The sequence below is a fragment of the Pseudoduganella flava genome (assembly GCF_007830495.1).
Classification (GTDB): Bacteria; Pseudomonadota; Gammaproteobacteria; order Burkholderiales; family Burkholderiaceae_D; genus Rugamonas; species Rugamonas flava.
In genome coordinates this window covers 500075-512403 of the sequence record NZ_VLKW01000001.1, presented here as the reverse complement: position 1 = coordinate 512403, position 12329 = coordinate 500075, and the positions used below count along the sequence as shown (strand labels likewise).

8 protein-coding genes are annotated in these 12329 nt (G+C 66.3%); 2 read left to right on the top strand and 6 right to left on the bottom strand.

Going from position 1 to position 12329, the window contains the following annotated elements:
* Positions 1-214 precede the first annotated feature (214 nt).
* Positions 215-2050: a translational GTPase TypA gene (gene typA / locus IP92_RS02195; RefSeq protein WP_145872876.1), complete on the bottom strand. Its 1836-nt coding sequence runs from the start codon at positions 2048-2050 to the stop codon at positions 215-217.
* 220 nt (positions 2051-2270) lie between these two features.
* Here typA and IP92_RS02190 point away from each other — a divergent pair, with 220 nt between their 5' ends.
* Positions 2271-5117 carry an ATP-binding protein gene (locus tag IP92_RS02190; RefSeq protein WP_158206803.1) on the top strand — a complete coding sequence of 949 codons (2847 nt, stop codon included), beginning with the start codon at positions 2271-2273 and terminating at the stop codon, positions 5115-5117.
* Between the two features lie 84 nt (positions 5118-5201).
* On the top strand, positions 5202-5813 hold the full coding sequence (locus tag IP92_RS02185) for a phosphatase PAP2 family protein (protein WP_145872874.1): 612 nt from the start codon (positions 5202-5204) through the stop codon (positions 5811-5813).
* A gap of 7 nt (positions 5814-5820) precedes the next feature.
* Here IP92_RS02185 and truB read toward each other — a convergent pair whose 3' ends face one another.
* The 5 genes from truB to rimP all read right to left on the bottom strand — a co-directional run bounded on the left by truB (position 5821) and on the right by rimP (position 12230).
* Entirely contained in the window at positions 5821-6759 is a 939-nt protein-coding gene (gene truB / locus IP92_RS02180) for a tRNA pseudouridine(55) synthase TruB (RefSeq protein WP_145872873.1), read from the bottom strand.
* Positions 6756-7163, bottom strand: coding sequence for a 30S ribosome-binding factor RbfA (gene rbfA, locus IP92_RS02175; RefSeq protein WP_145872872.1), 408 nt, complete (start codon positions 7161-7163; stop codon positions 6756-6758). Before rbfA ends, truB begins: the two co-directional genes overlap by 4 nt.
* An 89-nt stretch (positions 7164-7252) precedes the next feature.
* Positions 7253-10126, bottom strand: coding sequence for a translation initiation factor IF-2 (gene infB, locus IP92_RS02170; RefSeq protein ID WP_145872871.1), 2874 nt, complete (start codon positions 10124-10126; stop codon positions 7253-7255).
* Between the two features lie 53 nt (positions 10127-10179).
* Positions 10180-11745 carry a transcription termination factor NusA gene (gene nusA, locus IP92_RS02165; protein WP_145872870.1) on the bottom strand — a complete coding sequence of 522 codons (1566 nt, stop codon included), beginning with the start codon at positions 11743-11745 and terminating at the stop codon, positions 10180-10182.
* On the bottom strand, positions 11742-12230 hold the full coding sequence (gene rimP, locus IP92_RS02160; protein WP_145873283.1) for a ribosome maturation factor RimP: 489 nt from the start codon (positions 12228-12230) through the stop codon (positions 11742-11744). Before rimP ends, nusA begins: the two co-directional genes overlap by 4 nt.
* Between the last annotated feature and the right edge of the window lie 99 nt (positions 12231-12329).

Here is a 12329-nt window from a genome sequence, read left to right as displayed (position 1 = left end):
GGCCCGTGCTGCTGGGCCAGCTATTTTTTTGCATTCTAGGTGACGCACGCCGTTCGCAGACATCGCGCAATCAAAGAATCAGAATGATGATTAACGGCCCGTTTCGATCATCGGATTGAGCGAAACGCGCGATCGCGCGCGCGTTGGCGGCCCAAATGAAAAAACCCGCCGGCTCTTGCGAACCGGCGGGTTTTGGTGAAGCGCAGCGCGAGGCTTATGCGCTTTCGCGCGATGCCTTCTTGCGCTCGTGCTCTTTCAGGAAACGCTTGCGCAGGCGGATCGACTTCGGCGTGATCTCGACCAGTTCGTCGTCCTCGATGAATTCCACCGCGTATTCCAGCGACAGCTGGATCGGCGTGACCAGGCGCACTGCCTCGTCGGTGCCGGAAGCACGCACGTTGGTCAGCTGCTTGCCCTTGATCGGGTTCACGACCAGGTCGTTGTCGCGCGAGTGGATGCCGATGATCATGCCTTCGTACACCGGGTCGTTGTGCGACACGAACATGCGGCCGCGGTCCTGCAGCTTCCACAGTGCGTAGGCAACGGCCTGGCCGTCGTCCTGCGAGATCAGCACGCCGTTGTGACGGCCGGCCAGTTCGCCTTTCGAGTTATCGACCGGCGCGTAGGCGTCGAACACGTGGCTCATCAAGCCGGTGCCGCGCGTCAGGGTCATGAACTCGCCCTGGAAGCCGATCAGGCCGCGGGCCGGAATGCGGTACTCGAGGCGCACGCGGCCCTTGCCGTCCGATTCCATGTTCTGCAGGTCGCCACGGCGGCGGCCCAGTTCTTCCATCACGCCGCCCTGGTTCACTTCTTCCACGTCGACCGACAGCATCTCGTACGGCTCATGGCGCACGCCATCGACCATCTTGAACACGACGCGCGGACGCGACACGGCCAGCTCGAAGCCTTCGCGGCGCATGTTCTCCAGCAGGATCGTCAGGTGCAGTTCGCCGCGGCCGGACACTTCGAAGATCGTGTCGTCGTCGGTCGGCGCGACGCGCAGCGCCACGTTCGACTTCAGTTCCTTTTCCAGGCGGTCGCGCAGCTGGCGCGACGTGACGAACTTGCCTTCACGGCCGGCCAGCGGCGACGTGTTGACCATGAAGTTCATCGTCAGCGTCGGCTCGTCGACGGTCAGCATCGGCAGCGGGTCGACCTGCTCCGGCGAGCAGACGGTCGAACCGATGCCGATTTCCTCGATACCGTTGATCAGCACGATGTCGCCGGCGACGGCTTCGTCGACCAGCACGCGCTCCAGGCCCTTGAAGTTCAGCACCTGGTTGATGCGGCCCTTGATCGGGGTTGCGCCCGGACCGTCGACGACGACGACGTCCTGGCCGGCCTTGATGCGGCCGCGCGAGATGCGGCCGATGCCGATCTTGCCGACGTACGACGAATAGTCCAGCGACGTGATCTGCATCTGCAGCGGGCCGTCCGGATTGTCGTCACGCACCGGCACGTATTTCAGGATCGCTTCGAACAGCGGCTTCATGTCGCCGCCGCGCACGGACTCGTCCATGCCGGCGTAGCCGTTCAGGCCCGATGCGTAGATGATCGGGAAGTCCAGCTGCTCGTCGTTCGCACCCAGCTTGTCGAACAGTTCGAACGTCTGGTTGATCGCCCAGTCGGCGCGCGCGCCCGGACGGTCGATCTTGTTGACGACGACGATCGGCTTCAGGCCCAGCGCCAGCGCCTTGCGCGTGACGAAACGGGTCTGCGGCATCGGGCCTTCCTGTGCGTCGACCAGCAGCAGCACGGAGTCGACCATCGACAGCACGCGCTCGACTTCACCGCCGAAGTCGGCGTGGCCGGGGGTGTCGACGATGTTGATGTGGGTGCCTTCGTACTCGACCGCGCAGTTCTTCGACAGAATCGTGATGCCGCGTTCCTTTTCAAGGTCGTTGGAGTCCATGACGCGGGTGTCGACTTGCTGGTTCTCACGGAAGGTACCGGATTGGCGCAGCAGCTGGTCCACGAGGGTCGTCTTGCCGTGGTCGACGTGGGCGATGATGGCGATGTTGCGAATTGCGCGTTTAGTATTAGACATGGTCGTTGTGTTTGCAGTAAAACTGTGGGGCGCCGAAGCTACTTGCGTGACTCCCGCCGACTGCTGTCGAGCAGGCGCCCCGGCAGGTGCGGGTGCACTGAACCCACTAGTATAGCATGAGCCTCCGGGGCCAGAAAGAAGACGGGCGGCTGTGTGGTGTGGATCACCGAAGCGCGCGGCGCGCCGTGGCATGCTGGCACTAGTCATAGCCCAGTTAGCCATGGAAGAAGCCCTCCCCGATTTCGGTGCCGTGTTCGGCGCCCTGCCCGCGCCGTACCTGCTGCTGGCGCCGGATTTCACGATCGTTGCCGTCAACGACGCGTATCTGCGTGCGACCCGCACCGAGCGGGCCGCCATTGTCGGGCGCAACGTGTTCGACGTCTTCCCGGACGACCCGTCCAACCCCAACGCGACGGGCGCGGCGAACCTGCGCGCCTCGCTGCTGCGCGTGCTGGAAACGCGCGCGCCGGACACGATGGCCGTGCAGCGCTACGACATCGAACTGCCGGGCCAGCCAGGCACGTTCGAGGAACGCCACTGGAGTCCCATCAACACGCCGGTATTCGACCGCCACGGTGCGCTCGCCTATATCGTCCACCACGTCGAGGACGTGACGCCGGCCGTGCAGGCCCAGGCCCGCGCCGTCAAGATGGAGCTGGGCATCCTGGCACGTGCCCAGCAGATCCAGCTGCGCGAACAGCACGCCATGCGGCTGCGCCGCGCGCCCGTATTCATGGCCGTGCTCAGCGGGCCGCAGCACCGGGTCGAGCTGATGGACGAGGGCTTCCTCGGCCTGACGGGGCACCGCGACCTCGTCGGCCGCCCCGTGGTCGAAGGCTTCGCCAGCCCGGCGGCGGAGCGCTACCGCGAGCTGCTCGACGGTGTGTACCATACCGGCAAGTCGCTGACGGCCAGCAGTGCGCTGTACCCCGTGCAAACCGTGCCGGCCGGTCCCGTGATGGCCCGCTACATCGACTTCGCGTTCAAGCCGATCCGCAACGATGCCGGCGCCGTGATGGGCATCCTCGTCGAAGGCGTCGACGTCACCGACCGGGTGCAGGACGATGCGCGGCGCGATGCGCTGGTGCGGCTGACGGACGCGCTGCGCGAACTGCGCGCCGTCGATGACATAGCCTGCGCCGCCGCCGCGATCGTCGGCCGGACGGTGGCGGCACGCCGCGCCGGCTATGGACAGTACGCGGACGGCGTGCTGCACGTGAGCGGCGACTGGGCCGCTGCCGACCTGCCGCGCCTGCACGGCGCCGTGCTGCTGGACGACTACGGCGCACTGCTGGACGACTTGCGGCTGGGCCGCAGCGTCGTCGTGGCGGACGTCGCGCTCGACCCGCGTACGCGCGGCGGCAGCGCGGCGTTCCGCAGTATCGACAGCGCCGCGGCCGTCTTCATCCCCGTACTGGAACAGGGCAAGTTGATGAGCGTGCTGTTCGTGCACGACACCGTCGCGCGGCAGTGGGCGCAGGAAGACGTGGCGCTGATGAAGGAAGTGGCGGAGCGCACCCGCACCGCCGCCGAGCGGGCCCGCAGCATGGAGGCGCTGCGCGACAGCGAAGCGAAGTTCCGCACGATCGCCAACGCGATGCCGCAAATGGTGTGGTCGACCTTGCCGGACGGTTACCACGACTACTTCAACGAGCAGTGGTATGCATACACCGGCGTGGGGCCCGGCGTGACGGACGGCGACGCATGGAATGGCATGTTCCACCCGGACGACCGCGAGCGCGCCTGGGGCGCCTGGCGCCACAGCCTGGCGACGGGCGACGTGTACGAGATCCAATACCGGCTGCGCCACCGTTCCGGGGAATACCGCTGGGTCCTGGGCCGCGCACTGCCGCTGCGCGACGACGCGCGCCGGATCTTCCGCTGGATGGGCACCTGCACCGACATCCACACGCAGAAGCTGGCCGAGGACGAGCTGCGCGAAGCGGCCGCGCGCAAGGACGAGTTCCTGGCGATGCTCGCGCACGAGCTGCGCAATCCGCTGGCGCCGATCAGCACCGCGGCCCAGCTGCTGCATGCGGGCCACGCCGACGAGCATACGCGGCGCATGGCGTCCGACATCATCGTGCGCCAGGTGAAGCACATGACGCACTTGGTGGACGACCTGCTCGACGTGTCGCGCGTCACGCGCGGCCTCGTGCAGCTGGCGATGGCGGAGCTGGACCTGAAGCAGGTGATCGGCAGCGCCGTCGAACAGGCGTTGCCGCTGATCGAGGCACGCGGCCACGCACTCGACGTGCGCCGGCCCGCCGCGCGCACCCACGTGTACGGCGACCGCACCCGCCTCGTGCAGGTGATCGCCAACGTACTGAACAACGCGGCCAAGTACACGCCGCCGGGCGGGCGCATCACGCTCGACCTGCAGGTGCATGACGGCCACGCACGCGTGACGGTCGGCGACAACGGCAGCGGCATCGCGCCGGCCCTGCTGCCGCACATCTTCGACCTGTTCATCCAGGGCGAGCGCAATCCCGACCGCGCACAGGGCGGCCTTGGCTTGGGCCTGACCCTGGTGAAGAGCATCACCGCGCTGCACCAGGGCTCCGTGACGGCGCACAGCGACGGCCCCGGCCAGGGCAGCACCTTCACGGTCTGCCTGCCGTTGCTGGGCGAGCCGGGCGTGCCGCAGCCGGTGCCTCGCCCCGCCGCGATGCACGCCCCGGCCAGCCCGCTACGCCTGCTGGTTGTCGACGACAATGCCGATGCCGCCCATTCGCTCGCGCAGCTGCTGCGCGAGCAAGGGCACGACGTGACGACGGCGGGAGATGGCGAAAGCGCGCTGCGGCGGGCCGACCTGGCGGCGATGGATGCGTTCATCCTGGATATCGGCCTGCCCGGCATGGACGGCTATGCGCTGGCGCGGCGGCTGCGCGGCGATCCATCGACAGCGCGGGCGACGCTGATCGCGCTGTCGGGCTACGGCCAGTCGGGCGACCGCGAGCGCTCGCAGGCGGCCGGCTTCGACCGTCATTTCGTCAAGCCGGCCGATCCGGATGAACTGCTGGGCGCGCTCGCGCGCGAACAGTCGGGATACAACGCGCCCGATTGATGCGCTTCAAAGCATGGCGCTGCGGCGGCGGACGTGAACCGTGCCGCGCTCCGTGCGCCCGTATGATCGGGACAGGAGGCGCCCATGACCCGACTGTCGATCCGCTCATTGATCTCCCTGCTGCTCTGCTGGCTGTGCCTGCTCGGTACGCTGGCGCATGCCGACACCTTGCTGGACCGGCGCACCAGCGGCACGCCGAGCCCGCTCTGGCGGCATGCGGACTTTGTATCGAACACGGCATTAATCGCCACCGTCGCCGGTGCGATCTGGCTCGGCAGCGAAGACGGGGCCGGGCGCGCGATGTGGCAAGGTGCCGAAGGGTTCGTCCTGGCGGACGTGGCGGCGGACGGGCTGAAGCGGGTGTTCGGCCGCGAGCGGCCATCCGAGACGGACGATCCGGGCCTCTGGTTCAAGCACGGCCGCAGCTTCCCCAGCGGCCACGTGGCATCGACGGCAGCCGCCGTGACACCGCTGATCCTCGAATTCGCCGACGAGTACCCCGCCGTGTGGCTGCTGGCCGCCGTGCCCGCCTACGAGATGGTGTCGCGCGTGGAGACGCGCTCGCACTGGCAGACCGATGTGCTGGCGGGCCTGGCGCTCGGCGTGGCCGTCGGCTACGTCGAGCACCGGCACGGGCCATGGACGCTGCGCGCGATCCCCGGCGGGGTGTACGTGGGGTTTCGGAAGGCGTTCTGAGTGGGCGTCAGGCCTGGGCTGCCGGCGCCGCCGCGATCAGCCGTTCCGGCGCCAGGATCGCCCACTCGCCCAGCACGCCGGTGCCGAGCAGGCGGTCCTGCTCATACACGCGTACCCGCCCTTCGTACGGCGCCGGCGTGACGATCTCCGGCTCCTTCCCCAGCGGCAGCCGCTGGCCGTTCAGGAAGCGTTTCGCCAGCTCCGCCGTCAGCGCGATGCGCGGGAACGACGACAGGAGCGCATCGACGGGCGCCAGCAGCGACAGCGGTGCTTCGTGCGCCTGCAGCGCTTCGAGCGTGACCATGTTCGACGCCTGTAAAGCGCCAACACCCGTGCGGCGCAGCGCGTTCAGGTGCGCGCCGCAGCCGAGTGCGGCGCCGATGTCCTCGCCCAGCACGCGGATGTACGTGCCCTTGCTGACCGTGGCTTCCAGCTTCAGGAACGGCGCCTCGTAGGAGAGCAGTTCGAGCTTGTGGATCGTCACGTTGCGCGCTTCGCGTTCCAGCGTGACGCCGGCGCGCGCGTATTCGTACAGCGGCTTGCCGTCGCGCTTCAATGCCGAGTACATCGGCGGCACCTGGGCGATCGGGCCACGGAACCGCGCGAGGACCGCTTCGATCTGCGCGAGCGTCACGTCGACGTCGCGCGTTTCCAGTACCTGCCCTTCCGTGTCGCCCGTATCGGTGCGCACGCCCAGGTGCACGGTCGTCACGTAGGTCTTGTCCGCTTCCAGCAGGTCTTGCGAGAACTTCGTCGCTTCGCCAAAGCACAGCGGCAGCAAGCCAGTCGCGAATGGGTCCAGCGTGCCGGTGTGGCCGGCCTTCTTAGCGTTCAGCACGCGCTTCGCCTTGATCAACGCGTCGTTCGACGACAGGCCCACGGGCTTGTCGAGCAGCAGCACGCCGTCGACGAGGTCGCGCGGCCGCTTCACCTTCTGCTGGGTCATTCTTTGTCTTGTTCCTGCTGCTCTTCATAGTCGGCCGCGCGGGTGGCGTTGGCCTGGTCGATCAGCGCCGACATCGCCATGCCGCGCGAAGCGCTCGTGTCGTGCACGAAGTGCAGCTGGGGCAGCGTGTGGATGTGCAGGCGCTTGCCCAGCTGGTTGCGCAGGTAGCCGGCGGCCGCTTGCAGGCCGGCCAGCGTGTTCTTCACGGTGTCCGGATCGTCCTTGAGCATCGTGAAGTACACCTTCGCGTGCGCGTAGTCCGGCGTCAGCTGCACCTCGGCGAGCGTCAGCATGCCGACGCGCGGGTCCTTCAGCTCGAACGCGATCAGCTCGGAGAGGTCTTTCTGGATCTGGTCCGCCACGCGCAGGCCGCGCTGGGGAATGGATTTGCTATGTTTGGCCATGATGTCCTACCAATAAAAAAATGGCGGGTGGCGCCCTCCCCCGCTCAGGCGGAGGGGGCGGCACCCGCCACGGATACCGCGTACTGCGATTACAGCGTACGTGCCACTTCCTGGATCTCGAACACCTCGAGGGTGTCGCCAACCTGGATGTCGTTGTAGTTCTTCAGCGACAGGCCGCACTCGAGACCGGCGCGCACTTCCTTCGCATCGTCCTTGAAGCGCTTCAGCGAGTCGATCTCGCCCGTCCACACAACGATATTGTTGCGCAGCAGGCGTACCGACGACGTACGCTTGACGACACCGTCCGTCACCAGGCAGCCGGCGATCGCGCCGACCTTCGAGACCAGGATCACCTGGCGGATCTCGACCTGACCCGTGATGTGCTCGCGCTTCTCCGGTGCCAGCATGCCGGACATCGCCGCCTTCACCTCTTCGATCGCGTCGTAGATGATGTTGTAGTAGCGGATGTCCACGCCGTTGGCTTCGGCCAGCTTGCGCGCCTGGGCGTCGGCACGGGCGTTGAAGCCGATGATGACTGCCTTCGACGCGGTCGCCAGGTTGACGTCCGATTCCGTGATGCCGCCGACGGCCGCGTGCACGATCTGCACCCGGACTTCCGAGGTGGACAGCTTCTGCAGCGAACCCACCAGCGCTTCCTGCGAACCCTGCACGTCGGTCTTGACGATCAGCGGCACGTTCTTCACTTCGCCTTCGGCCATCTGGTCGAACATGTTCTCCAGCTTTGCCGCCTGCTGCTTCGCCAGCTTCACGTCGCGGAACTTACCTTGACGGAACAGGCCGATTTCACGCGCCTTGCGCTCGTCCGCCATCACCATCGCTTCTTCGCCGGCGGCCGGCACTTCCGTCAGGCCCTGGATCTCGACCGGGATCGACGGACCCGCTTCGGCGATCGACTTGCCGTTCTCGTCCAGCATCGCACGCACCCGGCCGTACGAGGAACCGGCCAGCACGACGTCGCCGCGCTTCAGGGTACCCGACTGCACCAGGATCGTCGCGACCGGGCCGCGGCCCTTGTCCAGACGGGCTTCGACGACGAGGCCGCGTGCCGGCGATTCCACCGGTGCCTTCAGTTCCAGCACTTCGGCTTGCAGCAGCACGTTTTCCAGCAGCGAGTCGATGCCCTGGCCCGTCTTCGCGGACACCGGCACGAACGGCGAATCGCCGCCGTATTCTTCCGGCACCACGCCTTCGGAGATCAGTTCCTGCGTCACGCGCTCCAGGTTACCGCCCGGTTTGTCGATCTTGTTGATCGCCACCACCAGCGGCACGCCGGCCGCTTTCGCGTGGGCGATCGCTTCCTTCGTCTGCGGCATCACGCCGTCGTCCGCCGCCACCACCAGGATGACGATGTCGGTGGCCTTCGCACCGCGGGCACGCATCGCCGTGAAGGCTTCGTGGCCCGGGGTGTCCAGGAACGTGATCATGCCGCGCGGCGTATCGACGTGGTAAGCGCCGATGTGCTGCGTGATGCCGCCGGCTTCGCCCGACGCGACCTTGGCGCGGCGGATGTAGTCCAGCAGCGAGGTCTTGCCGTGGTCGACGTGACCCATGACGGTAACGACCGGTGCGCGCGGCTTCGACTCGAACTCGGCGTGCTCGCCCTGGTCGGCCAGCAGCGCTTCCGGATCGTCCACCGCGGCGGCGAACGCCTTGTGGCCCATTTCCTCGACGACGATCATCGCCGTTTCCTGGTCCAGCACCTGGTTGATCGTGCACATCTGGCCCAGCTTCATCAGCTGCTTGATCACCTCGGATGCCTTGACGGCCATCTTGTGGGCCAGTTCGGCCACGGTGATCGTTTCCGGCACGTGCACTTCCTTGACGATCGCCTCGGTCGGCGCCTGGAAGTTCGATTCGCGGTCGTCATGCGAATTGCGACCGCGGCCCTTGCCGCCGGCACCGCGCCAGCCGTCGCGGCCCGTCGGCGCGGCATTGCCGCGGCCTTTCGTGCCGCCCGGCGCGCCGCGCTTCTTGGCGTCGTCGGACCACGTCGAGGATACATTGGCCGACTTGATCGACTTGCGATCGCCCGGCTTCTTGTCGTCCTTCTTGTCGCCTGCCGCCGGCGTCGCCGTGGCGGGCTTCTTGTCGGCCGGCTTGTGCAGCGTGCCTTCGGGAGCCTTCGGCTTGACCGGCGCGGGCGCCGGTTCCGGTGCCTTCATCACGCGGCGCGGCTGTGCCATCATCGCCTTGATCTGGGCGACTTCGTCGGCCACGGCCTTGCGCGCACGCTCGGTGGCTTCGGCGCGCTCGGCGGCTTCCTTGGCGGCCTGCTCGGCCTTCTTCTTCGCTTCCTCAGCCTGCTCGGCACGCTTCTTCTCGGCCGCATCGGCCTCGGCACGCTTGGCAGCGTCCAGCGCGCCGGCCTTCTCGGCGGCGTTCTTCGCAGCCTGCTCGGCGGCAGCCTTGGCGGCTTCCTCGTCGGCACGGCGCTTCGCTTCCGCTTCGGCGGCGGCGGTGGCCTTGGCTTGCGCTTCCTTCTCGGCGTCCAGCTTCGCCAGGCGTTCCTGCTTCTCGCGCAGTTCCGCTTCCTGGCGGGCGATCAGCTCGGCCTGGCGGCGCGCCTCTTCCTCGCGGCGGGCGCGTTCGGCGGCGTCGATCACGGGCGCGGCCGGGGCGGCCGTCGTCGCCGGCAAGTCGTCGCGCTGGACGAACGTGCGCTTCTTGCGCACCTCGACCTGGATGGTGCGCGACTTGCCGGTGGCGTCGGCTTGCTTGATCTCGGTCGTTTCCTTGCGCGTTACCGTGATCTTTTTCTTTTCGGTTTGACCCGCTGCGCCGTGCGTGCGGCGCAGGTGCTCCAGCAGCTTGTCCTTATCATCTTTCGACAATGGATCTGACGCCGAACTCTTCTCGACGCCGGCGGAACGCAGCTGCGTCAGCAGCAAGTCTGCAGGCATCTTCAGTTCGGTGGCAAATTGGGCTACGTTGTTACTCGCCATTCAGTCCTCTTTTCTATGTGTCGCGTAGATGATAAATGCTTTTGCTGTCGGCTTCAGGCCTTCGCCGCCTCGGCCAGCGACCATGCCTTGGCCTGCAGGGCCTTGGCGCGGTCGTCGTACTTGGCGTCGACGAGCTTCATCTCTTCGTCGCTCACATCTTCAAATTCGTTTTCAATCAGTGCACGCGCGCGGTCGGTCGACAGGGCAAGGATGGCGCCGAATTCATCGTATGCCAGCCCGGCGAACTGCTCGAGCGTCTTGATGCCTGCCAGGCCCAGCTTGCCCGCCGTGACGCGGTCCATGCCTTCCAGGCCCACCAGTGCCTCTTCCATGCCTTCCAGGCCCTCTTCCGAGGCGATGGCCTCCGTCACCAGCGCATCCCGGGCACGGGTACGCAGTTCGTTGACGGTGTCCTCGTCAAAGGCTTCGATGTCGAGCATTTCGGAGATCGGCACGTAGGCGATCTCTTCCAGGCTCGAGAAGCCTTCCTCGACGAGGATGTCGGCCACTTCCTGGTCCACATCCAGCTTGTCCATGAACAGCGCGCGCACCGCCGCCGTTTCCTGGGCTGCCTTGTCGGCCGATTCCTCGGCCGTCATGATGTTGATCTTCCAGCCGGTCAGCTCGGAAGCCAGGCGCACGTTCTGGCCGGAGCGGCCGATCGCGATCGCCAGGTTTTCCTCGTCGACGACGACGTCCATCGCGTGCTTGTCCTCGTCGACCATGATCGACGACACGTTCGCCGGCGCCAGCGCGCCGATCACGAACTGCGCCGGGTCTTCGGACCACAGCACGATGTCCACGCGCTCGCCGCCCAGCTCACCGGTCACGGCCTGCACGCGCGAACCGCGCATGCCGACGCAGGTGCCGATCGGGTCGATGCGCTTGTCGGCCGTGTAGACGGCGATCTTGGCGCGCACGCCGGCATCGCGGGCAGCGGATTTAATCTCGAGCATGCCCTGCTCGATTTCCGGCACTTCCAGCTCGAACAGCTTCATGATGAATTCCGGCGCCGTGCGCGACAGGATCACCTGCGGGCCGCGCATATTGCGATCCACGCGCAGGATGTAAGCACGCACGCGGTCGCCGATACGCAGGTTCTCCTTCGGGATCATCTGGTCGCGCGGCAGGCGCGCTTCGATCTTGCCCGATTCGACGATCGCATCGCCGCGCTCCATGCGCTTGATGGTGCCCGTCACCAGCGCGTCGCCGCGCTCGAGGAAGTCCTGCAGGATCTGTTCGCGCTCGGCATCGCGCACGCGCTGCAGCACGACCTGCTTGGTGTCCTGTGCGAAGCGGCGGCCGAATTCCACGGATTCGATCGGCTCTTCGATGTATTCATCCACTTCGATATCGGGGATCTGCTCTTTCGCTTCGAACAGCAGCACTTCCTGGTCAGGCAGTTGCAGGCCGGCTTCGTCAGGCACCACGTGCCAGCGGCGGAAGGACTCGAATTCGCCCGTTTCGCGATCGATCGAGACGCGGATGTCGACTTCGCCTTCATAGCGCTTCTTCGTGGCTTGCGCCAATGCGAATTCGAGCGCGCCGAATACCACGTCCTTGTCGACGTTCTTCTCGCGCGCAAGCGCGTCCACCAATAACAAAACTTCGCGACTCATGCTTTGCGGCTCCTAAAATCCACCTGTGGCACCAAGCGTGCCTTATCCATATCCGCGAGCGTGAAATTCAGCACCGCAGGACCATCTTTACTTTCAAATTCAATACCCAGTTGCTCGCCATCGGGCTCCTGCAGGATGCCCTGGTAGGACTTGCGGTTCGCCGTGCCCGGGAGCGCCATGCGCAGCTTGACGATCGCTTCATGGCCGGCAAAACGGTGAAAGTCGGCGAGCTTGCGCAGCGGCCGGTCCAAGCCGGGCGACGAGATCTCGAGCCGTTCGTACGGCACGTTTTCCACTGTCAGCACGTGCGACAGCTGGTGGCTCACCGTGGCGCAGTCCTCCACCGTGATGGGACCTTTTTCTTCCGCGTCCGCCGCGGAGAAGTCGATGTACACGCGCAGCAGTCCACGTTCGGCCCGTTCGAAATCGACCATTTCGTAGCCCAGACCCGCGACGGTCTTCTCTATCAGTTCCGGCAGTTGCAAAAGAAAATCTCCAGATCGGCCTGCGCCGCCCTGTGCGACGTGACCTTCAAAAAACGGCTCATTTACCGTGAGCAAAAAAAAAATGGGCAACTGCCCATC

Bases quoted from the DNA above. Each gene is read 5' to 3' on its own strand.
- IP92_RS02185 (WP_145872874.1), top strand. From the start codon at position 5,202: ATGACCCGACTGTCGATCCGCTCATTGATCTCCCTGCTGCTCTGCTGG.
- truB (WP_145872873.1), bottom strand. From the start codon at position 6,759: ATGACCCAGCAGAAGGTGAAGCGGCCGCGCGACCTCGTCGACGGCGTG.
- infB (WP_145872871.1), bottom strand. From the start codon at position 10,126: ATGGCGAGTAACAACGTAGCCCAATTTGCCACCGAACTGAAGATGCCT.
- nusA (WP_145872870.1), bottom strand. From the start codon at position 11,745: ATGAGTCGCGAAGTTTTGTTATTGGTGGACGCGCTTGCGCGCGAGAAG.
- typA (WP_145872876.1), bottom strand. From the start codon at position 2,050: ATGTCTAATACTAAACGCGCAATTCGCAACATCGCCATCATCGCCCAC.
- IP92_RS02190 (WP_158206803.1), top strand. From the start codon at position 2,271: ATGGAAGAAGCCCTCCCCGATTTCGGTGCCGTGTTCGGCGCCCTGCCC.
- rbfA (WP_145872872.1), bottom strand. From the start codon at position 7,163: ATGGCCAAACATAGCAAATCCATTCCCCAGCGCGGCCTGCGCGTGGCG.